General features: G+C 41.1%; 16 protein-coding genes. 10 read left to right on the top strand and 6 right to left on the bottom strand.

The genetic code is table 11. The annotated features are described in order from the left end of the window. Nucleotides 1-20: 20 nt before the first annotated feature. From OK025_RS02700 to OK025_RS02680, 5 genes are all read right to left on the bottom strand, one after another. A complete protein-coding gene (locus tag OK025_RS02700) occupies nt 21-1,208 on the bottom strand; it encodes a thioredoxin-like domain-containing protein (protein ID WP_317668247.1) in 1,188 nt (395 codons plus the stop codon). 92 nt (nt 1,209-1,300) lie between these two features. Beyond that, nucleotides 1,301-2,719, bottom strand: coding sequence for a RagB/SusD family nutrient uptake outer membrane protein (locus tag OK025_RS02695; protein ID WP_317668246.1), 1,419 nt, complete (start codon nt 2,717-2,719; stop codon nt 1,301-1,303). 12 nt (nt 2,720-2,731) lie between these two features. Further along, nucleotides 2,732-6,208, bottom strand: coding sequence for a SusC/RagA family TonB-linked outer membrane protein (locus OK025_RS02690; protein ID WP_317668245.1), 3,477 nt, complete (start codon nt 6,206-6,208; stop codon nt 2,732-2,734). Between the two features lie 15 nt (nt 6,209-6,223). Continuing rightward, nucleotides 6,224-7,324: a FecR family protein gene (locus OK025_RS02685; RefSeq protein ID WP_317668244.1), complete on the bottom strand. Its 1,101-nt coding sequence runs from the start codon at nt 7,322-7,324 to the stop codon at nt 6,224-6,226. Between the two features lie 61 nt (nt 7,325-7,385). Further along, nucleotides 7,386-7,952, bottom strand: coding sequence for an RNA polymerase sigma factor (locus OK025_RS02680; RefSeq protein ID WP_317668243.1), 567 nt, complete (start codon nt 7,950-7,952; stop codon nt 7,386-7,388). A 360-nt stretch (nt 7,953-8,312) separates the two neighbouring features. On the opposite strand from OK025_RS02680, the gene OK025_RS02675 reads away from it, so the two are divergent. Further along, a complete protein-coding gene (locus OK025_RS02675; protein ID WP_317668242.1) occupies nt 8,313-8,639 on the top strand; it encodes a hypothetical protein in 327 nt (108 codons plus the stop codon). Beyond that, complete coding sequence (locus OK025_RS02670; RefSeq protein ID WP_317668241.1) at nt 8,600-9,484, top strand: glycoside hydrolase family 27 protein; 885 nt, start codon at nt 8,600-8,602, stop codon at nt 9,482-9,484. Before OK025_RS02675 ends, OK025_RS02670 begins: the two co-directional genes overlap by 40 nt. Nucleotides 9,485-9,603: 119 nt before the next feature. Here the strand turns inward: OK025_RS02670 and OK025_RS02665 are convergent, their stop codons facing one another. Beyond that, entirely contained in the window at nt 9,604-10,332 is a 729-nt protein-coding gene (locus tag OK025_RS02665) for a FadR/GntR family transcriptional regulator (RefSeq protein WP_317668240.1), read from the bottom strand. A gap of 147 nt (nt 10,333-10,479) precedes the next feature. Between OK025_RS02665 and OK025_RS02660 the strand changes: the two genes are divergently transcribed. The 8 genes from OK025_RS02660 (at nt 10,480) to OK025_RS02625 (ending at nt 24,224) form a co-directional block, all read left to right on the top strand. Further along, nucleotides 10,480-13,779, top strand: a complete 3,300-nt coding sequence (locus OK025_RS02660) for a TonB-dependent receptor (protein WP_317668239.1) — start codon at nt 10,480-10,482, stop codon at nt 13,777-13,779. An 18-nt stretch (nt 13,780-13,797) separates the two neighbouring features. Then, complete coding sequence (gene nanU, locus OK025_RS02655; RefSeq protein WP_317668238.1) at nt 13,798-15,333, top strand: SusD family outer membrane lipoprotein NanU; 1,536 nt, start codon at nt 13,798-13,800, stop codon at nt 15,331-15,333. A gap of 40 nt (nt 15,334-15,373) precedes the next feature. Next, the gene (locus OK025_RS02650; protein ID WP_317668237.1) at nt 15,374-16,294 is read left to right on the top strand and encodes a dihydrodipicolinate synthase family protein; all 921 of its coding nucleotides are present in this window, start codon (nt 15,374-15,376) and stop codon (nt 16,292-16,294) included. An 89-nt stretch (nt 16,295-16,383) separates the two neighbouring features. Beyond that, nucleotides 16,384-17,529 carry a hypothetical protein gene (locus OK025_RS02645; RefSeq protein WP_317668236.1) on the top strand — a complete coding sequence of 382 codons (1,146 nt, stop codon included), beginning with the start codon at nt 16,384-16,386 and terminating at the stop codon, nt 17,527-17,529. Between the two features lie 46 nt (nt 17,530-17,575). Beyond that, nucleotides 17,576-18,811 (top strand): MFS transporter, encoded by a 1,236-nt coding sequence (locus OK025_RS02640; protein ID WP_317668235.1) that lies wholly within the window; start codon nt 17,576-17,578, stop codon nt 18,809-18,811. Nucleotides 18,812-18,881: 70 nt separating this feature from the next. Further along, on the top strand, nt 18,882-20,987 hold the full coding sequence (locus OK025_RS02635) for a GDSL-type esterase/lipase family protein (RefSeq protein WP_317668234.1): 2,106 nt from the start codon (nt 18,882-18,884) through the stop codon (nt 20,985-20,987). A gap of 32 nt (nt 20,988-21,019) precedes the next feature. Further along, nucleotides 21,020-22,240 (top strand): AGE family epimerase/isomerase, encoded by a 1,221-nt coding sequence (locus OK025_RS02630; protein ID WP_317668233.1) that lies wholly within the window; start codon nt 21,020-21,022, stop codon nt 22,238-22,240. A gap of 1 nt (nt 22,241) precedes the next feature. After that, nucleotides 22,242-24,224, top strand: a complete 1,983-nt coding sequence (locus tag OK025_RS02625) for a family 20 glycosylhydrolase (RefSeq protein ID WP_317668232.1) — start codon at nt 22,242-22,244, stop codon at nt 24,222-24,224. Nucleotides 24,225-24,266: the final 42 nt, after the last annotated feature.

The raw sequence follows: 24,266 nt of genomic DNA, 5'->3' as shown, positions 1-24,266 counted from the left end.
AGTCCGCACAATAAGGCCTGTTATTTTGAGAGTTCCTCCAGCGCCTGGTCTAGGCTTGCTCCCCGCATACCATGTTTAATGATGGTGCCATCTGAGTCGATCAGGAGGGCGTAGGGAATACCCTGGATGTCGTAACTTTGCGCAATCTTACTGTTGAAACCTTCACGGGCATTGTATTGGTTCCAAACCATAAGTTCTTCGCTCATGGCTTTTTTCCAGTCAGCTTCTTTTTCATCAAGTGAAATGCTTACGATGTCAAAACCTTTGTCTTTCCATGTGGCATAAGTATGTCTTAGATGGGGAATTTCACCTCTACAAGGGCCACACCATGAAGCCCAAAATTCAAGTAAAATATATTTTTTGTCTTTTGGGAATATTGATGTTAACTGTACCCTGTTCCCTTCTTTATCCAAGATAGGGCCATCTAATATTTTTGAACCAATAGCGGTTGCTTTGGCCTTTGTTATTGCAGCCTGTAATTCAATATAGGCTGTTTTACCTGTCCATGATGATTCAAAAATTTTGAGCAGTTCATCCATTTGTGCTTTGGAGAGGCTTTCTTCGCCATAGCCCATGACCATATAAGAGGCTTCATCCAAAGCAACCCGAGCTGTTGGGTTGCTTTTAATAAACGCCCATTTTTTTTCGAAAACCGTTTTCTTATACGGCGCCATTTCTTTAAGAATGGAAATTCCCCGATCTGTATTGAATTTTCCATCGATTGCCGGCAGGTGATACTCCTGCATATAGTCCTTGTCTAGTTTACTTAACGCAGTTTTTTGCTGAACGATGCTTCGATTTAATTGATCCGCCAAGCTTTGCGCTTGAGAGCCTTCAATGATAGGTTTTTGGTTTGGCAAATTCGGATTATAATAATAAGATGGAAGGCTATCGATGTGGCCGGTCAGCTGGACACTTCCCTTGTCTAAGTAGAATACGCTTGCTTTCCAAAGTTTCTGCTCTGAACCTTCTGTGGGAGCAATAATGATTCTAACCAGTTCGGGAGCAGAAATAGATCCTTTGATTTGAAACTTATTATTTTTAATGACGGCACTTCCAATTTTATTTTGCCCATTGTTGGCCCAAAGACCAACGATCTGTCCGTTTGCTTTTTTTCCATCGATTTTTCCGGCAAGCGTGTACGTGATTTGTGCATGTGTGAGTAGCGTAAACGCACCGAAAGTAAGCGTTAAAAGTAGTTTTTTCATTCGTTATCAATTTTGCTGAATGCTCAGCGGTTCTTATATAGTTTGTCTGCTTAAATGTCTGTGCCGATTTGTATGGGCAGAGGCGCAATGTTTTAAAGTGGATTTTGTTGCAATTGCTTGTTTCCTGCTAATGCAGCTTGGGGTAATGGTAAAACCAGTTGAGCGTTCGATTTGATCGTCGACTTGATTGCATTTAAATCCACATTTCCTGCGTGATAGTAACGGACAAAATCAAACCAATCTTCGCCATTTTCGGTAAGTAATTCCAGCATTTTATGTTGAAAGATAGTGTTGAGTAGTATTTTGTTACTGATGCTCATGGCATAATCTGTGGGATAGCCAACACGAGACGCCATCGTTTGAAAACTTTGACGGGCTGTATCATAATGACCGTTTCTAGCAGATGCTTCGGCATGGATGAAATAGATTTCACCTAGACGTAGTATCATTTGTGTGTTGTGTTTACCGGTGCCATTCAGCGAATAAGGATGCTTACCATTACCCTGAGCGCCTGCTAGTGTCGGATTAAACATGAGGTAAAACCGTTGGTCATAACCCTCACCTGTATTGAGATTGCCATCATTGCCTCCGCCAATCAGCATATCAGCCACACGTTTCGTATTTTCGCTATAGGTTGTGCGGGCAATTTGATCGGATGCGGATTCCATCGGACCTCCGGTATAGGTCGCAAAAAGTGCTTCAGGCGAATCGTATCCATTGATGAAGATGCTTCTAAAGGACTTCTCTAGTTGGTAGCCATTACCCTTAGCGAAGTCAATAGCTTCTTTAGCAATATTTTCAGCTTCATTGTATTTACCCATATGTAAAAGCACTTTTGCTTTCAGGGCTTTTGCAGTCGCTTTTGTGGCGTAATAATGGAATTCATTGCTTTGCGGGGCGTGGGCAATCGCTTCGTTCAGATCTGCCAGTATAAAATCATAGCTTTCCTGTACGGTTGCTCGTGCTGCGGTTTCCGTCCCTGTAAAAGGTGAATTTCTCAACACAATACCATAAGGAGACAATAGATCAAAGAAATAACCAAAATGACGGAGTACCTGAAAATGGGCGAGGGCCCGTTGGAGCTTACATTCGGCAATAATTTCTTGGACACGTTGTTCGGGCGCACCTTTTGCGTCCCCTCTTTCCATCAGCTTAATCAAATTATTTGCTGTGTTGATTGTTAGGTAGGAACCTTGATAGATATTGACGAGAGCAACATTGCTGGCTTGTACGCTGTTGGTGACAAATTCCTGACCTCCGGTCAGGCCGCCACCTTTACTTACTGCGTTTCCTGAAAGAATGGACATATAAAGCCTAAATGAGAATACGTTAAATGTCCGCCAGCTTTTGTATACCCCACGTAAAACCGATTCTGCCGATGCTAGATTATAGACGACATTGTCTTCTTCCATTTTATAATAAGGTTTGATATCATCGATATCACCTACCATGGAGCAGGAATTCATGGTCAATGTTCCTGCCAGTACTATTCCCAAATATTTTATCTTCATATTGATCGTAAATTAAAATGCTGCTTTAATACCTAGAGAAAATGTTTTTGACATCGGATAAGCGTCGTTGCTGGATGTACTTGTTGTAATGTATGTCCCGGTAAACTCAGGATCTAAACCCGGCCATTTGGTGATGGTCCATAAATTGGACGCTGAAGCAAATACCGATATTTGTTTGATAGACCATTTTTCTGTCAACGCTGTCGGGAGTGCATAACTTACATTGATGTTTTTAAGGCGTAGAAAGGATGTCTCATATACCAAACGGTCAGAAGTTCTTGAATTTGATGCCGGGTCATAATAGGTTATTTTGGCGAAATGGGCATCAGGTTTCGTAGGTGACCACATATCATCATAGATTTCCTGTTGAAGGCTCTGACCTAACATGCCAAAGAGGCTTGTCTGAAAGTCATCCATTACTGCTGCTGCTCCTTTGGAATATTGAAATATGAAAGAAAAATTAAAATTTTTATAATGCATACGGTTATAAAAACCGCCGAAATATTTTGGTTGCGCAGTAGCGATAACCTGACGGTCGTTTGTATTGATGACACCGTCGCCATTGAGATCCCTATATTTGTAGTCGCCAATCCCTGTGGCCATATTTTGATAATACCCTGTCGGTGAACTACTGTTCAGTTCATCAATTTCTGCCTGTGAGTCAAAGATTTTTTCGACCAAATAGCCTTTTCTGGTACCAGCAGGATAACCCTCTATGTAACTATCTAAGGAATAGGTGTTAATATTTGCTCCGTTTAAGTGTTCGATTTTATTTCGGTTGCGGGCGATATTGAAGGATAGGTTCCAGGTGAAATCCCGTTTTTTGATCAGGTCATAGGCTAATTCGATCTCAAACCCTTTATTGCTCATATCGATGATATTTGCGGAATAGGTACTGGATCCTGCTTCCAAGGAAATTGGAGCCGGTGCCAATGCACCAGTCGTATAGCGATCGTAAAGATCAACACTACCTGTGAACCGATTATTGAAGAATGCGAAATCCAAACCCGTGTTATACTCACGCGTTTTTTCCCATTTCACATCACGGTTAGGAACATTCAGATCTAATACAATTGCCGGTTTACCTGCCCAGAGGTCATTGGAACTGCGTACAAAAAACTGACGGTATAAAAAGTTACTGATATTGGTTGACCCCGTATTGCCCCAGCTCAGACGTAGTTTTAGGTCGCTGATCCAATCCACAGTTTGCAGAAACTGTTCGTTATTGATGCGCCAACCCATGGACAAGGATGGAAAATATGCACGTTTATTGCCTGGACCAAATTTGGAGGATTCATCTGAGCGGAAGTTGGCTTCAGCTAGATATCGATCTTTGTATTTGTAGCTTAAGCGACTGTAAATCGAATTTAACCCTTGGTCAGTTCGGAAGTAAGTGAAAAATGTATTTCGCGCCGCTGATCCGGGGTCTGTTAGAATTTCATCGTCAGGGAATTCCTCGTAGCTGTTTGAATCACCCGAATTTTTGGAACGATCAAATCCAAAACCAGCCATGGCATATAATTGATGCCCGTTCTTTTTCCAATCGTAGTCAGCCCTGAAATTGAGACTTGTATTGCTGTTGTTGGAGGTGTTGGTATTCAACGTCGCATATAAATTGGTACCGAAGGCAGTATAGTCATCCTGTGTATAGGTCGGTGCAAAAATATGAGCTGTGCCATTGTAAGATGCAATGCTAATGTCGCCGCGCAATTTAAAATGCTGAAATACTTCGTATTCAGCATAAGCAGCTCCCAAAAATTGCTGCATATTGTTTATGCCACGATTGCTGAGCTGAGCCAACGGACTGGATAACATCACCGGAGCGCCATACATCAACGTGCCGTCAATACGATTGAATTTTCCATCGGCATCGTATGCCTCTAAATCAGGTCTTACGAGCCAAGGCTTCGTATTACCTTCAGCGAACAATTGCTGTCCATATTTTAATGTATTGTAAGCGTAAGACAAAGATGCTCCAGCAGTAAGATGATCTGTAACGTTACTATCGAACGATAGACGACTACTGTAACGTTTAAGACCGTTGTTGATATATAATCCTTCTTGATCAAATGCATTAAAGTTGAACGCTAGGTTACTGTTATCCGAGCCGCCATTTAGAGAGAGGTTAAATTGCGAAGTACGGGCATTTTTTTTGCGAATTATTTGTGTCCAATCGGTATTTGCTTTGCCAAAGGCCTCGTTGTTCAATCCATCATAACGGTATTTCAAGGGAGTGCCATATCCGTCATCTGCTAATGGGCTTACGAAGGCAATTTGTTGTATAGCGGGGATTTGGTTATAGTAGGCCTCGTAAGGATCAATTTTACCGTCATTGATTCCATCTATCGTGTTTTGGATAATGCTATGCTGTGCGTCCTTAAATTGTTCTGCAGATAAAGGCTTATACATGTGTGTCGGGTTATTGACGGAATGTGTATAGTCTGCCGAAATTGTAAAGGGTTTATTTTTTTTTCCGCGATTTGTCTTGACAATGACGACACCATTTGCCCCACGCGATCCGTAAATAGCTGTTGCAGCGGCATCTTTAAGGATGTCAATACTTTCGATTTCTGAAATGGGTATATTTGAAAGCGGATTTATCGTTGGAAAATCAGAATAACCCTCGATAAAAAATGGTACTCCGTCGATCACATATAAAGGTTCATTGGTGCTGCCCGATAAGGGAGATGTAATCCCCCGAATATTGAGCTTTGCAGTTGATCCGGGCGCACCGGAATTCTGTGTTACCAGAACACCTTTTGCTGCGCCACCTAGAATAGATTCAAAAGTAGCGGCATTATTACTGAAGTCTGCTAATTTTTCCTGATTAATGGAAGAAATGGAACTTGTCAGATCCTTTTGTTTTTTGGCTCCATAACCGATAACAACAACCTGATCCAATCTGGCGTCAGCGAGTCGCATCGTCATATTTTGATTAAGTTTTGCTGTATTTAAATGAATCATGGATGCGGTTGTCAGATAACCGATATAACTGTAGGAGAGCTGATAGGTACCGTAAGGGACATCGGCAAAGGTGTAATTTCCTTTTGGGTCAGAGACAGTAAGAAGGTCGAGTCCTTCTCCGACGATTTTGATCGTTACGCCTGGTAGGGCTGTATTGTCATCAATGCGCTTGATTGTACCGGATATGGTGCCGAGTTGTTGCTGCTTGTTTTTTATAATAATAGTTTTATTTTCAATCTGAAAGGTCAGGGGCTGTCCTTGGAAAATATCTATCAGTACATCCTTGAGATTTTTATCCTTGACAGACAAGGTTACCGGATAGGTGTTTTCTAACATATCATCGGCATACAGGAAACGGTAAGAGCTTTGGTTCTCAAGCCTTTTTATAATTGTTTTTAAATTGCTTTCATGTGTCTGTAGGGTGATTTTCTGCGCATAGGCGGCTACAGAAAAGTCCGTAAAAAAAGCAGTAAGAAGTAACAATGTAAGATAAAATCTTACATGATTAAAATACTTAATATTCATAAACTTTAGTGTTTGTTAGTTTGCTTTTACATAAATTGTCTGGTTGTCAACAATAAATTTTACTTTTCCGGTTATTGAAAGTAGACGGAGGGCCTGGTCGACATGTTGATATTTTGATATACTTCCAGTAAAGCGTATTTGAGCGATGTCTTTCGTCTCGAACCTAACTTGGACATTGTACCATCTGGACAATTGCTGCATGATATCGCCCAAAGGTTCACTGTCAAATAGAAAGATATCTTCCTTCCATGTTGTGACAGATGTTGTTTTCGTCTTTGAAACCAGTACCCGCTGACCGTTATATAGTGCCTGATCCCCCGGGAGAAGGATTGCCTGTCCTTTAGGCGTTGAGATCTGAACTTTCCCTTCCAACAGTGTGGTGGTTATGTTTTTTTCATCGCGATAGGCATGTATATTAAATTTGGTGCCTAATACGGTGAGCTGCTGATCTTTGGTCCCTACAATAAATGGTTTATGCTTATTTTTGGCAACTTCAAAATAACCCTCGCCAATCATTTTTATTCGACGTTCATTGCCTTCAAATTGAGATGGGAATTCGAGTTCAGATTCTGAATTGACGACCACTAGTGAACTATCTGCTAGCCTAATTTTGAACTGACCTCCGCGAGGTACAATCAATTTATTTAATTCACTTCTGGTTTTGTTGTCAGCTTGTACTTCATAGGAAATCGTTGCGTTATCAAGTTTTTTAAGTTTGATGCCATTGGCATTTATCGTTTCCCCTATTCGTAGGGTATTGAGGTTTACTGAGTCTTTTGACCCCATAAATAACATTGCTCGATATCCTACAGGCTGAATTTTGGTGGACGTGTTTTCGATATCCTTTTTAGTTTTTTGAACTAAAAAATACGTCGCAGTAGACAAGAGTAAAATACCCCATATGGCGGCCGCATAGCGATGAAGTGTTTTCTTTGTTTTTTGTTGTGGAGCGATGGTCTTCCAAGTCTGTAATTTTATTGATTCAAATTCTTCAACCTGTACAGGATGCTTAAAGTCTAGGCTACTATACCAGGATTCGACAAAGATGATTTCATCTTCTGTGCATTGTTGATTCGTGTATCGCTTTAAAAGGGCTATAATTTCTTTTTCCGTCATCACCGTTTAAATGGGCTTTTATAAACAGGACAAGACTGTTGATTGATGGGAGTAGAGAGATTTAAAAAAAAGTAAAAAGTACGTAATTAACCTTCTTCTTAAGTATTTTGAGTGCATTGGCCACCTGTTTTTTTACAGTTAACTCCGAAATAGCCATGAGGTCTGCAATTTCCTTATGTGAGAGTTCCTGATTCCTACTGAGCAGGTAAATCTGTTTCATCTTAAGCGGTAGTGCATCTATTTCATTTTGAATAATTTTCTCGAGTTCGTTTTTATGAATCGTGCGTTCAGTTGTTGCTTCAAAATGGGTTTTGAAATAATGATACAGCTCCTCACGTTCATTTTGTTTTTTTGTCTTGATATAGTAATTAATAATACTATTGCGAAGCGAAGCGAAAAGAAAGTTGATTACTTGTCCATTGATATTGATTTGTTCGCGTTTGTTCCAGATATTCATAAAAAGATCTTGAGTAAGGTCCTGAGCATCCTCTTTTGATCTCAATTTATGCAAAGCATGAGAAAATAGTATATAGAACAAGCGGTCGTATAAAACTTTATACGCCTCAGCATTATTCAGCTTTATCAGCTCGAAAAGTTGTTCGTCACTACATTCCTTATATTTTTCCAAGTCGGAAACGATATTAAAAATTGAATAGTCATCATGACAATCTTCGTTAAACTCCTCAAGCTGTATACCTGCTAAATTTCGGGTTTTAGTTAGCTGTTGTGAGTATCAAATTTCTGTATGAATACTTTCAATTCAGTCCATAATAGATGTTTGAAGGTTATCAATTGGGGCTAAGGTAATAAATATTATGTATTACATAAAATTATTTGTTTTATTGAATTTACTTTTTCATATTGTTGGCATTATGGTATTTTTATTAGCAAAGCACTACGAGCTCGAAGGAGCAGAGAAATACAACTCGTTTTTTATGGGGGGATCCTACGATATTTGTATGATGATTTTCACATCCGAAATAACTTTATGAATTCTAACATATTATTTAAAAGCTTCATTTTAGCAAGTTTACTAGTTAAGAATAGCTTTAGTGCAATTGGTCAGGAAGTCAAGGCGCCCATTATGGGGTGGAGCAGTTGGAATAGTTTTCGGATTCATATTGATGAAAAGTTGATCCGAGAACAGGCCGATGCCATGGTTGCGACTGGTTTACATGATGCAGGATACAGATATATTAATGTCGATGACGGGTATTTCGGGGGAGGGACGAACTGGGAAATCTTTACGAAGATCGGTCAAAATTTCCCGGTGGAATGCGGGCTCTATCCGATTATATTCATTCCATGGGATTAAAAGCGGGATTGTATTCGGAGGGAGGAAAAAATACCTGTGGTTCTATCTGGGACAAAGATCCAAAAGGTATTGGGGTAGGAATGTATGGTCATGAAGACCAAGATGCACAGTTATTTTTTAAAGAGTGGAATTTTGATTTCATCAAAGTGGATTGGTGTGGTGGATTGGAAATGAAACTGGATGATCGCGAGCAATATACAAAGATAATAACCGCAGTGCAGGCAGTTCGCCCAGATGTAGGTTTTAATCTTTGCCGTTGGCAATTTCCAGGGGAATGGGCCATTAAACAGGTAGATTCCTGGCGCATCTCGCAAGATATACAACCAAATTTTGCTTCTGTGTTGCATATTATTGATCTCAATCGTAATCTTTATCCATATAGCTCTCCAGGTCACTATAACGATATGGATATGCTTCAAGTGGGAAATGGAATGACTCATGAAGAAGATAAAACACATTTTTCAATGTGGTGTATGTTAAATTCACCTTTGATGGCCGGAAATGATCTACGTAAAATTTCAAAAGAGACACTCGCTATATTGACGAACAAAGAAATGATCGCGCTTAATCAGGATAAGGCTTTTAAGCAAGCACAAGCTGTGTTTAAAGCGGGTGAGGTAGAAGTATGGAAAAAAGACCTGGCAGATCCAAAGCGTAAAGCACTTGCAATACTTAATAGATCAGACAACGAGACGATGTTTAAATTAGATACTAAAGTGCTGAATTTATCTCCAAAAAATCGCGTCAGAGATTTATGGCTTCATCGCGATGAAGGAAACCTTGGTCAGAATAGAAAGTTCATTCTTCCTCCGCATGGAATCATTGTACTGTTGCTGTCTGAATAACAAAGTGCCAACTTATGTAATAGCCAGACGGAAGTATCAAGTAGAAATAGTTTAAAGAAAAAGCCCAATCATATGATTGGGCTTTTTTGTCGTGTTGTGAATCGATCTCGTAAAAGAGATTATCCAACAGATTTTTTATATAAAAAAAGTCTTTGATAATGATTGTCAAGATGCTTGCGCATGGCATTTCGAAAAACTTCAGCATTGCCGACCTTCAATATATCAACTAAGCCTCGGTGTGAGATGAAGCTTTTCGATGGACTGGGACTGGTCAGTAAACCGCTGCTATGGACATATTGAAAAACAGGTAACAGCATGTTCTGGAAGTCTTTTAGAATCGTATTTCCAGTGATTTCATAAAGCTTACCGTGAAAGGCTATTTCTGTTTCAATGTCGAAAATTGTATTATCTGCATTTATAGGTTCCTTGGCAACGATCGCTTCCAGCTCCTCAATGTCTTTTTCCTGTATATGCTCAAAAAGAATATCCGCCATACCCACCTCCAGCACCATGCGCATTTCAAAAAGATCCTGTAAGGTCTTATTTTCCATGATGGTTGGATAAAGTGATTTGCGCAGCGGTTTTATAAGATCTGGACTTGTTAGAACGGCACCACGATGTTTTTTCGATTCGATCAATCCGACCATACGTAACCGCAACATAGCTTCGCGAACTACTGTACGACTTACACCAAGGGTTTCGGCCAATTCAATTTCTTTAGGTAAAGCATCTCCAACCTTTAAGCCTTGATTGACAAAAAGATTGATGATTTCTTTTTCAGCACGGTCTACTAGTGAAGAGGTATCAATTGTATTCAGATGTTCGATCAACGAAGAATTCGGTTCCATATATATTACATATAGCGCATTAGGCGCATTAAGACAAAGATAATTAATAAAAGTGATTAATATGTTATACATAATTTAATTAAAATTTGTTTTTTATATTTTGTTATTTATATATTTGCATATATGTAATACTTAATACAAACCAATATGTATTCAAACCTAAAATTACGAACCCTTCTCACGCTGTCTGTTTTGATGGGCAATTTGCTTTTAGCGCAGGCACAAGACCATGCGGTGCGGGGAAAAATTACCGATGCAAAGACAGGGGAGCTGCTAAGCAATGTGACTGTAAAAGTCAAGGGATCCAACCAATCTTTGCAGACAAATGCTGATGGGACTTTCTCAATCAGTACCAATCCCAATACTATTTTAGTCATCACGTCTACGGGGTATAGACCATTTGAAGTAAAAGTTGGGCAATTAAATCAATTGGATATCAAACTTGAATCCAAGGTTGAGCAAATGGATGAAGTGGTGGTGGTGGGATATGGAACACAAAACAGGAGAAGTGTAACTGGTTCCATCGCCAAAGTAGATAAAACTGTTTTGCAAAATACGCCCCGTTCTAATGTTGCTACAGCATTGCAGGGAACTGTACCTGGATTACAGGTGGTAAACAAATCGGGTACACCCGGGGCGGCGCCTATGTTAAAATTGCGCGGTGGAGCATCAATTAAAAGTTCTAGTCCCCCTTTAGTTGTAATAGATGGTGTCATTCGTGAAATGAATGATGTGAGTTCGGATAATATTGAATCCATCGAACTTCTAAAAGATGCTTCTGCAACGGCAATATATGGTGCTCGTGCAAATAATGGCGTAGTTTTGATCACAACGAAAACTGGTAAATCGGGACAGTCAACTATATCTTATAAATTCACAGGAGGCTTTAACCAACGTCGTGAGGGGTATCGTTACATGAATGCTGGGGATTACATTTATTATACGCGCTTGGGGTATTTAAATGCCGGTAAAACGATTGAGACAGCTAATGGCTCCAGGGGTTTGGGATTATTGACTGATAACGCAAATTTATCTTCGTTCGATATTCGTCGTTACACAGCTGACTTGGATCCATTACTAGCTAAAGGGTGGCAACTTGTAGATGATCCGTATGGTGGTCAGATAATTTATAAAGATCATTCGGGTGAAGTTGAGGATATCTTATTTCGAAATACCTATACAAAGGATCATTATGTAAATGTATCGGGCGGTAACGATCGAGGAAAATATTTCGCTGCATTTGATGCATATGATGAGAATGGAATCATTGTGGGTTCCAACTATAAAAGATATACTGCAGATCTAAATGGTTCATATAAGCTGAAACCGAATCTGGAGGTAGCAACCTCGGTCAATTTGTCAACTGCTTCTCAATATGGCGTTGGCGGATCGGAAGTAAGTGCATTATATCGGAATTTGGCTATTTGGCCAACATTTAATCCTTGGGTTGATGAGGCGAAGACGAGACCCAATCCAGGCAACGGCATCAATGATGGGAATCCATTGTATTGGTTGAGCCGTATGGAGAGAAATAATGAAACGAATCGCATTGTCGTAAACGGTTCTCTAAAATGGGATATTATTCCTGGTCTATACCTCAAGGTCTCCGGAAATGCCTATATGAAAGAGTTATTGAATGAGTTCTTTCAAAAATCGACCCAGACCTATGCTAATGTGTTTTCTAACCCCGAAACAATAGGCAGTACGTCAAGAGATGCTTATCGCAATATAAATCGTGATTTCCAAACACAGTTTAACGGTATTTTAAATTATACCAAAACATTTGGTGAGAAGCATAATCTGAACGCTATGCTTGGTGCAGAATATTTTAATACGAAAACTGATTTTATGCAGGTGTATGGGAAGAATGCGCCTACTGATGATATACCGACCGTCAATGCTTCGACTGTTTTTGTGGCTGGAAATAACACATCCTCAAAATCTGAATATCGAATTATTTCGTCCATGGGACGTTTGGCTTATGATTATGATGGAAAATATTTGTTGAATGCCGTATATCGTTTGGATGGGGTTTCGAGTTTAGCAGATGGCCATCGTTGGGGCTTTTTCCCAGGTCTTTCTGCAGGCTGGAATGTTCATCAAGAAACATTTTTTAAGAATACCAAATTAGCGGACTATATTTCAACTTTGAAGCCTAGACTGAGTTACGGAGAAAATGGAAATATAAACGGATTAGGCAGATATGAAGTTCAGGGAACCTATTCCTTGCAAACCAATTATAATGGAACCGCTGGATACCTCAATACACAGCCGGTAAATGGAAATTTAGTTTGGGAAACGAGTAAAACGACAGGTGTAGGTTTAGATTTAGGTTTATGGAAAGACCGCGTAACTTTACTATTCGATTATTACAATAGAAAAACTAAAAACCTTTTAACAGATCTGACTCTGCCTAGTTATATCGGCTTCTCGTCTATAAATACCAACTTAGGGACTTTACAAAATAAAGGCCTGGAGTTTGGGTTACAGGCTCGCGTGCTTAGAAATCCCGATGGTATTAATTTGAATATTGGCGCCAATGCCGCATTTGTTAAAAATAAAATACTGGAGCTGCCGAATAATGGAAACGAAAATAATCGTCAAGGTGGTTTACAGATCTATGATCCAACATCGGGTCAAGTTAAATGGGTAGGTGGATATCAGGAGGGGCAATCGCTGGGCGATATCTACGCATATAAACAAGTATCAATATTTAAAGATGATGCTGAGGTAAGTTCAATTGCCGGAAACCGCACGGATAATATTGCAGGAATTACTGGGCCTAATCTCCCTGTTGGAAAAAATGGAAGAATTACTCCTGGAGATGTCAATTGGCTGGATGTCGATGGAAATGATATTATCGATTCACGTGATCAAGTGTATATCGGCAATATTAATCCAAAATGGACGGGTGGATTTACAACGAATTTAAGTTATAAGAATCTGAGCCTTTTTTCAAACTGGGAGTTTGCGCTGGGACATAAGATTTACAATGATCTTGTCGCAAGAACATTGGGGAATTATCAGGGCACATTCAATTATATTGAGCTGCAAAAGCAAGCTTGGTCACCAACCAACACTATAACAGACATTCCAAAGGTTTATTTTGCGGATCAGGTTGGTGGTTCCAAACAGAATTATACACGTGGAAACAATGCGAATGCGGTGTTGAATAGCAACAATTCGAGGTTTTATGAAAAAGGAGATTATTTGGCACTTCGTGAGCTCACTCTTTCCTACGACATGCCCAAATCATTGCTCGAAAAATCGCGGGTATTTTCGCATGCACGAATTTATTTTACCGGATCTAATCTTTTTTACATCACAAAATTCTCGGGTCCATCACCTGAGCCTCCAGTAGATGCGAATAATTTGGTTACAGGTATATACCTAGGTACTTATCCTACACCAAGATCGTATGTCCTCGGTGTTCAACTATCCTTTTAATCTTAAAAATTGAAAACGATGAAAATCAATATAAAAACCTTAAGCTTGGCAACGGTATTGGGACTAGGCCTATTAAGTTCTTGCAATAAAAATCTAGAATTAAATCCTGTAAGTACAATTAGCGATGGGAATTACTGGAAGACAGCCGATCAATTTGATTCGTTTGTGAGTGGTCTACACGCAAGATTTCGGAATCATGAGCGCGCATTTGTACTTCTGGGTGAATACCAGGGGGAGGTCTTTGGCAATGATCCCGGAACGACATCGTCTTTTACAGGGGAAGCTCCGCAAGGGTTGGAAAGAATGTGGAATCATAATTTAGATCTTGATAATCCAGGGGTGAGCAATTTCGGGGCTTTTTACGAAAATATCAATCAGATAAATTTGTTGATCAGTAAACTTAACACGACTGATATTGTGACCGCGCAGAATAAAGGTTACTATTTAGGAATTGCTTATGGAATGCGTGCATTTTACTATTTTCAGTTGTATCGTTCCTGGGGAGATGTTGTCCTGCAAACAGAGCCTGTCGGCAATATCGATATCACCAACCTTGCTAAAGCTGCTTCTCCAGCTTCGGATGTTTTAGGGCTTGTTACGTCGGATTTAGAAAGCTCTTTGACTTCTTTTGGAACAGACTATTCCGTGAAGAATACAAAATCGTATTGGTCAAAAGCTGCAACATTAATGCTTAAAGCAGAAGTGAATCTTTGGAATGCACATCGAGGCGGCGGCAAAGATGCTGCCTTAACAGCCAAAAATGCTTTATCGGAAATAAAATCAAATCTAACTTTGTCTCTGCAACCAGATTTTTCGGGTCTATTTTCTTCAGGCAATCGCGGTAATGGTGAAATGATTTTTGTGGTGCGTCATCAATTAAATGAAGCGACTTTAGGCTTTATATCCGATTTCGTTCCACAATCGGGTCTTATCGCAAATTATTATGATTCGCTTTCCAACAGAAAATTCACCGTAACAGCTGAAAACTATGGTGGAATACTACGTGCACCAACCCGTATCCGTTCGTACCGGGACTATAACGATTTGGATCAACGTAAAAACACATCCATCCAAGCGGCCTATTCAAAAGATGCGACAGGAAAGTTCAATTTGGCCGGTTGCTTCCTAAAAAAATATCAAGGTGAACAAAATGCTGGATCTCGCGCATTTACGAATGATTTTCCAATCTATCGTTATGCAGATTTACTCTTGCTGTTAGCTGAAGCCAAAGTGCTACTGGGTGAAAGCCCCAAAGAGGAAATCAATTTGGTTCGAGCAAGAGCTTTTGGAAGTAATTATAACGAAGGTACTTTTGGTTTTCCAAATCAGAAGATAGACAGTGATCCCATGGAAGCAATTTTGAAAGAACGCAAATTGGAATTTATTGGCGAGGGGAAATATTGGTATGATTTGAGAAGAATGGGCGATAGCTTTGTTTATAAGTATACATCATTGCCCGTAGCAGAATCATTTCGCCTTTTATGGCCAATTAATAGGGATGCGCTGACAAATAACCGGCTCTTGGTTCAAACGAAAGGTTATACATCGTTTTAGTTACATTTTAAAAAATAACACAATATTAAATACACATATCATGCTAAATCAAAAAATCTCAGGATTAATTGCAGCGCCATTTACTCCTTTCGATGAAAACGGAGAATTGAATCTTGAGCTGATTCCGCAATACTATGCGATGTTAAAGCGTAACCGGGTAACAGGTGCTTTCATTTGTGGCTCAACGGGGGAAGGGGTATCGCTGACTTTTGAGGAAAAAGTTGCGGTGATGACAGCTTGGGCCAGATTAACAAAAGAGGATGATGCCTTTATACTTATGATGCTCTTGGGAGGAACAAATATTAAGGAATGTCAACAATTGGCTCGACTGGCCGAGCGGGCAGGGGTAGATGTTGTTTCCTTTACTTCACCATCTTATTTTAAACCTGCCAACGTCGATCAGCTGGCAAAATGTTGTATCGAAATTGCAAGCGCAGCTCCGAATACGGCTTTCTATTATTACCATATCCCGGTATTGACCGGTGGAAACTTCCCGATGATCGACCTGTTGAAGCAGATTGATGGCGTAATACCCAATTTTAAGGGAATCAAATATACGCACGAAGACTTTATGGATTTTTTAAGTTGCATGAATTATGCAGATCGCAAGTATGATATGTTATGGGGAAGAGATGAGAATATGCTGTCCGCTTTAGTATTGGGTAATAAAGGAGCTGTTGGAAGTACCTATAACTACGCAGCACCTTTGTATCTTGCGCTCATAGATGCTTATGACAGCGGAGATATAGAAAAAGCGAATGCTTTACAGCAAAAGTCTATCGATATGATCACATTACTAGGAAAGTATGGCGGTATTTCGGTCGGGAAAGCTTATATGAAATTAATTGACCTTGACTGCGGAGCATTTAGACTACCTGTGAAAAATATGTCGACAGCGCAATTTGAGCTCTTTAAGAATGATGTAAACAAACTTAATTTTCAGACGTTTTGTGCACAGTAAAAAAGATCTCCCTCTCGAGATGAGTATCATGTGTGCTTACATCGAGAGGGAGATTACAAGGTAGACTGTAGGTTCGAGAATAAATAGATATGACAAAACAACATTGGATGGGAGTTATCGTGGGAATACTGGTTACAGGTGCTGTTCAAGCACAGGTGGGTCAATTGGAATGGCATAAAGGCATTACGTTGCCAGCTATGCAAGATGGAAAGGTGCATATTGGTATGGCAGGACCAATAGCCGGTGTCACAGGCGATTGTTTTCTGGTTGCCGGCGGAGCGAATTTTCCACATTTACCACCTTGGGAAGGTGGGGTGAAAGAGATCCAAAAAGATGTTTTTATTTACGGAAAAGAAAGGGAAGGACTGCGCTTAATAGCCCATGATAGTCTTCCTGCGGCAGTTTCTTACGCAGCTAGCCTGAGTCTACCCGATGGATTGTTGGTTATCGGTGGAGAGACTCCGGAAGGAAAAACAGCCATTTGTAGACTGATTAAATACGATGGCTCTACCAAGAAAATTACGGTGTCTGACTTCCCGAACCTACCGTTTCCATTAGCTAATATGGGAGCGGTAATTCATGGAAATAAACTTTTCATTGCCGGTGGAGAAATGTCTGATGCTGTATCAGATCAAGTGTTGCAATTGGATCTAGCACATCTTGAAAAAGGATGGGTTTGTGTGGGAAGATTGCCCTATGCTGTCTCCCATTTGCAATTGTTGTCTGATAGTCAACATGGGCTGTATCTACTTGGTGGAAGAAAGGCTCATCCAGAGAGCCCTTCAAAGTTATATCATGAACTATGGTGCTCAACCGATGGTGGTAGTACTTGGTCCAAACGGACGGACATTCCTTTCCCTGCCGCGGCGGGAACTGCTTGTGTATTGCCCGACCAAGGAATATGGTTGTTGAGTGCAGATCGGGGCAATACCTTCCATCAGGTGGAAGCGCTAATCTTTGACGCTAAAAAGGAAGCGAACCTCTCGAAGAGACAGAAACTTATTGATGCCAAGAATAAATTGCAAATCAATCATCCTGGCTTTGGTAGAGCAGTATGGCGTTATGATTTGAAATTGAAAATATGGAAGCGGATGGGGGATCTGCCGTCGGATGGACCTGTAACCACGACAGCTGTTGTTTGGGGCGACATGATTATCTTGCCTAGTGGAGAAATTAAGGCCGGCGTTCGTACGCCTGAGATTTTAGTGGCCACATTTTCTAAGAAATGGGATTGAAAAAATAAGATATAAAAAACTCAATATAAACCTGATAAAAATTGAAATGATCTCTTCTTTACGACATAAATCTTTTTACCCATGGCTCGTTGTAGCCCTCCTTTGGGGAGTAGCCCTGCTGAATTATATGGATCGACAGATGCTATCTACTATGCGTGAAGCCATGCAGGTTGATATTCCGCAATTGCAGCGAGCCGAGACTTTTGGTGTATTGATGGCCGTTTTTCTTTACATCTATGGTGTCATGAGTCCGATAGCCGGTATCGTTGCCGATCGCAGCAATAGAAAATGGCTGATCGTAGGCAGTCTTTTTGTGTGGTCGGCCGTAACCTATGGCATGGGGATGGCGCACGATTATGCAACGCTATTGGTTTTACGGGCAATTATGGGATTTAGTGAAGCATTGTATATCCCGACAGCCCTTTCGCTGATCGCCGATTACCATACCGGAAAAAATCGATCGTTAGCCATTGGGTTACATATGACAGGACTTTATACAGGTCAGGCCTTGGGCGGTTTTGGTGCCACATTGGCCGCTTCAAAAGGATGGCATACCGCTTTTCATTGGTTTGGAATTATCGGAATATGTTATGCGGTCCTATTAGCGATCTTGCTTGTGGAGAAAAAACATGAGCCATCCCTTGAGGAGCCTGCTTCGGAAGGGCGATTGTCTCTTCCCAAAAGTTTACTGTTGCTATTTTCCAATGTGGCATTCTGGATCCTATTATTTTATTTTGCGGCTCCAAGCTTACCCGGCTGGGCCATAAAAAATTGGTTGCCAACCTTGTTTGCCGATAGCCTGAATATTCCAATGGCCAAAGCTGGTCCATTGTCGACTATCACAATCGCGATCTCATCCTTTATTGGAGTTATCGTCGGCGGCATACTCAGTGATCGATGGGTACAAAAAAATATCCGTGGCCGCATTTATACCAGTGCAATTGGGCTTGGACTGACCATACCAGCTTTATTGTTTTTGGGATTAGGCCAGACCTTACCTGCGGTGGTCGGAGCGGCGGTCTGTTTTGGAATTGGCTTTGGCATATTTGATGCCAACAATATGCCTATCCTATGTCAGGTTGTTCCTAAAAATTTACGGGCAACCGCTTATGGTTTTATGAATATGGTTGGGGTGTTCGCTGGAGCCGTTATCACGCAATGGTTAGGGAAATTTAAGGACGAAGGGCATTTTGGGCTAGGCTTTGCATTATTGGGAGGCGCGGTACTGTTGGCGTTACTCTTGCAACTCCTGTTTCTCAAACCCAAAACAACGGAGAAGTAAGCATATTAGTAAATTAATGAAAAACCGCCGCCTATATCGCTTTTATATCCTGAATGAATAGATGATGAAAATGAAATACTTGATCAGCACGCTGCATACCTATATGTCAAAAAAAGGAGGTCTACTTTTAGGTTTGATTGTCTCCATCTCCATTTCCGTGGGACAACCCCGAACAAAAGTAGCTTGCATCGGTAACTCCGTAACTTTTGGCTATGGCCTTGCCAGCCCAAGTCAGGATTCCTATCCGAGCCAGCTTCAAGCGTTGCTGGGTCAGCGGTTTGAAGTAAGGAATTTTGGCCATTCAGGGGCCACGCTTTTACGTAAGGGGCATAGACCTTATGATAAAACAGAAGAATACAGAAATGCATTGGCCTTCAAGCCGGATATTGCCATTATACACCTGGGACTCAATGATACTGATCCACGAAATTGGCCGAATTATAAGAATTCTTTCGCAGCAGATTACGCAACCTTGATTGACTCCATACGATCCGTTAATCCCAAAGTAAAAATTTACATCTGTCGATTGACTCCTATTTTTAGTGGTCATGCCCGCTTCCTGTCCGGCACCCGTGACTGGTACGATCAGATCCAGCAACTGATTCCGCGTATTGCTGAAAGTAATCAGGTTGGTTTGATTGATCTCAATAGTCCACTTCATGCTCGAATTGATCTTTTCGACGATTACTTGCACCCGAATAAACAAGGAGCAAAATTCATCGCGAGACAGGTGGCTAATGCACTGGTACCCCTTAGCCAAAAACTACAAGTGGCCGAAACAATCGGTTCAGATATGGTGCTCCAGCGTAATTGGGAAAATAGCATCTATGGTAAAGGGACAGCCGCCGATGAGATCACTGTTGTCTTTAACAAGAAAAATTATAGGACCCGAGTCAATTCCGATGGTTTCTGGGAAATTAAATTGCCTAAAATGGAAGCCGGAGGGCCCTATGAAATAGCCGTGCGTTCGGGCAGGGAGAAAATAGTATTGAAAAATATTCTTTTTGGCGATGTATACCTTGCTTCGGGGCAATCAAATATGGCGTTTCAACTTCGTGGAGCTGCAAAGGGCGAAGAGCTGATTAACAATGCACTGCACATAAAGAACATGCGCCTTTTTAAATGCCGCAACCTCGTGGAAACCAATGCTGTTGCATGGGATACCGCTACCTTAAGGAAAGTAAACGATTTGGCCTTTTTCAGCGGCGCCTGGCGGCAAGCTACCGGAGAAGAGGCCGCTCAGTTCTCAGCTGTTGCTTATTCATTTGCCCAGCAGATCGCCAACGAGCAACATATTCCCATTGGTATTATTGATCTTTCGGTAGGTGGCTCTAATACTGAATCTTGGATTGATCGAAAATCACTGGAAAACGATGATCTGCTGGCCTCTTATATCCACAATTGGCAAAAGTCAGATTTTCTGCAGGATTTCTGCCGTGAACGTGCCGGTCAGAATCTGGCTGTTTCGAAGGTGAAAAATCAACGCCATCCGTATCAACCTGCTTACAATTTTGAAGCAGGGGTCAGTAAATGGTTGGGGACAGGATTGAAAGGTATATTATGGTATCAAGGCGAAAGCAATGCCCATAATATAGAACTTCACGAACGTCTTTTTAAAACATTGGTTTCTTCCTGGCGGAAGAGTTTTCACCAAGAGCTTCCTTTTTTCTTTGTTCAGCTTACCAGTATAGATAGACCTTCATGGGGCGATTTTAGAAACTCACAACGCTTACTGGAGAAAGCCATTGCTGGTACACACATGGCCGTAACGATCGATGTGGGTGATTCTTTGGATGTACATCCCCGTGAGAAGATAGTGGTAGGTCGGCGTTTGGCAGATTTAGTGCGTCAACATGTGTATGGCGTTGAATTGAATGCAGATCATCCTGAACCGGTCAGCTATGCGCTTCGCGATGATAAGCTGTTATTGACATTTGACCATTGTATAAAATTAGTAACCCAAGGGAATTTGGCTGTGAAAGGTTTTCAGGTAATGGACAATAAGGGGAAAATTTATGATGTAAACGCAAATATCCTATCGGGCAATGTCGTTGAAATCGTTAAGCCAAGTTTCGGAATCAGCAGAATCCTGTATGGATATGAACCTTTTAGCAGGGCAAATCTTCAAAATGAAATTGGAACGCCAGTGTCCACTTTTGATTTAACGATCAACTAAACAGAAATGAATTGATTCAAAAACTAGAAAAGATGAAACAGATAAGTATAAAAGATACCGCAAATATAATTGACACTGATTACTTGAAGGAGTTGGAAGCTTTTTATCGTGATCAGCTTTTAAAAGACACGGTACCATTTTGGTTTCCACGATCGATTGACCATGAATGTGGCGGCTACTTATTTATGCGTGATCATGATGGGACGTTGATTGATACAGATAAGGCCGTATGGATACAGGGAAGGGCATGCTGGTTGCTGGCCACACTTTACAATACAGTTGAGCAAAAAGAGGAATGGCTGGAAGGGGCCCGGATAGGCTATGAGTTTTTGAAGAAACATTGTTTTGACGCAAACGGCAAAATGTATTTTCATGTAGATCGCACAGGTAACCCTATTCGTATGCGTCGTTATTTCTTTTCGGAGACTTTCGCGGCAATCGCTTTTGCTGCCTATGCAAAAGCGACGGGAGATGACGGTATTGCTGCGGAAGCACGTGAGCTGTTTGGAATTTGTCTGGCTTATGCACAGGGAGAAAGATTGGTGGAACCAAAATACGAACAGACCAGACCAATGAAAGGGATCGGTGTGCCGATGATTATGATCAATACAGCACAGCAAATTCGCGAAACCATTGGAGATCCAAGGTGTGATTCCGTTATCAGTGATTTTATCGCGCAGATTGAACGTGATTTTGTAAAAGATGACATACGTTGTGTGATGGAACAAGTTGGTCCCGAAGGTGAAATTGTTGATCATATTGACGGGCGCACACTCAATCCCGGACATGCCATAGAAGGAGCTTGGTTTATCTTGCATGAAGCGAAATATCGGGCGAACGATCCGCATCTGATTGATCTTGGTTGTCGTATGCTCGATTATATGTGGGAGCGCGGCTGGGATACAGAATATGGTGGTATACTATATTTTCGAGATGTCTATGGAAAGCCGGTACAAGAATACTGGCAGGATATGAAGTTTTGGTGGCCACAGAATGAAACGATTATAGCAACATTACTCGCTTACCTAATGACGGGAAATGAGAAATATAAAAGTTGGCATCAGCAGATCAATCAGTATGCCTATGATCATTTTCATGATAAAATCAATGGTGAGTGGTATGGTTATCTGCATCGTGATGGAAAGATTGCGCAAACGGCAAAAGGTAATTTATTTAAAGGACCTTTCCACCTCCCTCGTCAAGAGTGGTACTGCATGCAAATACTAAAGGAATTTAACACGATTAAAGGGTAACATGATGCGACAAACTGTAGCAACAACTAAGTTCCTCCAAAGGCTGATGATGATTATCATGATGATCTCTCCGCTATATAGTATGTGTGAAACTATCAGACCTTTGCTTCCCATGCCGCAGTCTGTTACCTGGAAAACCGGGTATTACCAGGTCAAACATATTGTGTGTGTACGCACCAAAGGAGACGTGTCAACTACAGATAGACAGACGTTGACAGCATTGCTAAGTGATTGGAATGGAAGGCGGACAGACTTCGATAGCAAAGAAAATATAGCTATAACGATTAGTTGCAATAAAAAAATAAAACTTCCCTCGCCTTCTTTAGAAGGCTATCGCATCGTCATAGACAAAAGGGGCGTAAACATTGAAGCCCGGGCGGGGAAAGGGGTTTTCTATGCGCTGCAAACGCTGCGTCAACTGGGGGGGAGCGATGGTAAGTTGCCGTATTGCAACATTACAGATTATCCATCTTTTCGCTGGCGTGGCTACTTGGTAGACGTGGGAAGAAATTTTCAGTCGATACAGGTGCTGAAGGAGCAGATCGATATGATGGCGCGGTATAAACTCAATATTTTTCACTTTCATTTCACCGAAGATATTGCGTGGCGACTGATCAGTAAAAAATATCCCGGTTTGACCGACTCGGCAAATATGGAGCGTTGGAAGGGAAAGTATTATACAGTCGACGATATGCAGCAGCTGATCCGGTATTGTCGTGATCGCCATATTGAGCTCGTACCCGAAATTGATATGCCGGGGCATTCTGCCGCATTTCGCCGTTATTTTAAAACGGATATGCAGAGCGATAGCGGTGTAGCGATCATCAAGGAACTGGTGAAGGAATTTGCGATCACCTATCCCGGACTACCTTACCTGCATATTGGGGGGGATGAGGTGAAAATTTACAATCAAGCATTTTTGCCGATGATGACAAAATGGACGGAGGACTTGGGGCTAAAAACCATCGGTTGGGAGCCTGGAGGGAATTTGCTGCCACACACAATCCGTCAGCTTTGGATGGGTGGGGCACAGGCTATTACCAATGACTCTCCTTTTGAAGTGATTGACTCAAAGCATTTGTATATCAATCATATGGATCCTTTGGAGACCGTGACTACCTTGTTTTATAGACAGTTGGGAGGACAGTCCTCAGAAAATGAAAAGTTAATGGGTGCGACCTTGTGTTCCTGGCCCGATCGTGCAGTCCATCATGAGCGCGATGTATTCCATCAGAACGCAGTTTACCCGGCTTTGCTAACTTTTGCGGAACGAAGCTGGCGAGGAGGAGGAGATTTTGAATGGCGGAGTAATATCAAAACGGATATAAAGGGATTAACGCAATTTGCTGAATTTGAAAAGCGTTTGCTCCAACATAAAAGATTGTATTTTAAGGATCTTATTTTTCCATATTATGCGCAAAGTGGGCAAAAATGGATATTGTATGGCCCTGTGGAAAATAAAGGTGATCTGAGCATGGTCTTAAAAAATGAAGCGACAGGAAAATTTACCGCTTTAAAGAAGATCGGTGAGTTTTATGGTGGAACTATCGTATTACGCCATTGGTGGGCTGATGTGGTAAAAGGAGCTCTTGATAATCCACTCGAAAATAGCACCGTATATGCTGTGAGCAAAGTATGGAGTGAAAAAGGGGGAGACCAAAGTTTTTGGATTGGTTTTAACGACCTCTCCCGTTCATATGCTAGTGATTCACCAAATTTGGGGACCTGGGACGATAGAATGAGCAAAATTTGGGTGAACGGGCGTGAAGTGCTTCCACCGAAATGGCAACATGCTGGCCAAAAAGGAAATTTGGAGCTCCCATTGGTTGATGAAGGTTACAGCTACCGAAGTCCAAGCATTGTTCTGTTGGAGAAAGGCTGGAATACAGTTGTGGTGAAACTTCCTGTGGGAAAATTAAATGGGAAAGATTGGCAAAATCCACTAAAATGGATGTTTACCTGCCTACCGATTGAAAGGGAGTAATAAATAACAGATCTCATTGCGTTAACACAGATGAATTTTTTA

Source organism: Sphingobacterium sp. UGAL515B_05, assembly GCF_033097525.1.
Taxonomy (GTDB): Bacteria; Bacteroidota; Bacteroidia; order Sphingobacteriales; family Sphingobacteriaceae; genus Sphingobacterium.
Note: the sequence above shows the minus strand (reverse complement) of the source record. Positions and strands in the feature narration are given on the sequence as shown.